Genomic DNA, 1,279 nt, shown 5'->3' with positions numbered 1-1,279 from the left:
GACGAACGGCACCTGCTGCTCGACGGCGAACCGACCGTGGGCGCGCTGGTGGACTTCGGCCTGCACTTCTTCCACGTCGCCAAGCAGCTCCTGCTCAACGGCCACGGCCCGTACTACTACCTGCCCAAGATGGAAAGCCACCTCGAGGCCCGGCTGTGGAACGACATCTTCGTCTTCGCCCAGGACTACCTCGGCATCCCGCAGGGCAGCGTACGCGCCACCATGCTGATCGAAACCATTCCGGCCGCGTTCGAAATGGACGAGTTCCTCTACGAACTGCGCGACCACGCGTCCGGCCTGAACGCCGGCCGTTGGGACTACCTGTTCAGCATCGTGAAGTACTTCCGCGACGCCGGCGAGTCCTTCATCCTGCCGGACCGCGCGTCCGTGGTCATGACGGCCCCGTTCATGCGCGCCTATACGGAACTGCTGGTCAAGACCTGCCACAAGCGCGGCGCCTTCGCCATGGGCGGCATGGCTGCCGTCATCCCGAACCGCCGCGAACCCGAAGTCACAGCCCAGGCCTTCGAGAAGGTCCGCGCGGACAAGACCCGCGAGGCGAACGACGGTTTCGATGGTTCCTGGGTGGCCCACCCGGACCTCGTCTCCACGTGCCGCGAAGTGTTCGACTCCGTGCTCGGCGACAAGCCGAACCAGCTGGACAAGCAGCGCCCGGAGGTCTCCGTGACCGCCGATCAGCTGCTGGACATCTCCTCCGCCGGTGGCCACGTGACCGAGGCCGGGCTTCGCTTGAACCTCTACGTCGCCGTCGCGTACACCGCGGTGTGGCTTTCGGGCAGCGGCGCCGTTGCCATCCACAACCTCATGGAAGACGCCGCCACGGCGGAAATCTCCCGTTCCCAGGTGTGGCAGCAGATCCGCAACAAGTCGGTCCTGGCCGACACCGGCAACACGGTCACCCGTGAGCTGGTCACCCGGATCCTCGGCGAAGAGACCGACCGCCTGCGCAGCGAGGTCGACGCCGAGTCCTTCGAGAAGTTCTACGAGCCGGCGAGCCGCCTGATCGCGGACATCTGTCTCTCCGAGGACTACACGGACTTCCTCACCACTCCCGCCTACGAGCTGGTGTAGGAATGGCCGCACCCTCCTTCTCTGCGGCAGATCTTGCTGCGATCGACTCCCAACTGGCCGCCACCGACCAGTTGCTGGAGCGCAATTACCCCGGCGACGACGGCACCCGCCAGCCCGTGCACACGGCGTACGTCCCGGCGGACCGTTTCACGCCGTCGCTGTCGGCTGAATGGGGCGCCCAGGCAAT

The 1,279-nt window shown here is 66.1% G+C and carries 2 protein-coding genes; both read left to right on the top strand.

The genetic code is table 11. The features are described 5' to 3' along the window. A partial coding sequence (locus AHiyo1_RS18005) for a malate synthase (protein ID WP_059389459.1) occupies positions 1–1,092 on the top strand: 1,092 nt, incomplete at its 5' end. A 2-nt stretch (positions 1,093–1,094) separates the two neighbouring features. After that, positions 1,095–1,279, top strand: a 185-nt coding sequence (locus tag AHiyo1_RS18000; RefSeq protein ID WP_445286235.1) for a DUF6986 family protein, incomplete at its 3' end; no start/stop codon positions are given.

It is taken from the genome of Arthrobacter sp. Hiyo1 (assembly GCF_001263615.2).
Classification (GTDB): Bacteria; Actinomycetota; Actinomycetes; order Actinomycetales; family Micrococcaceae; genus Arthrobacter.
Note: the sequence above shows the minus strand (reverse complement) of the source record. Positions and strands in the feature narration are given on the sequence as shown.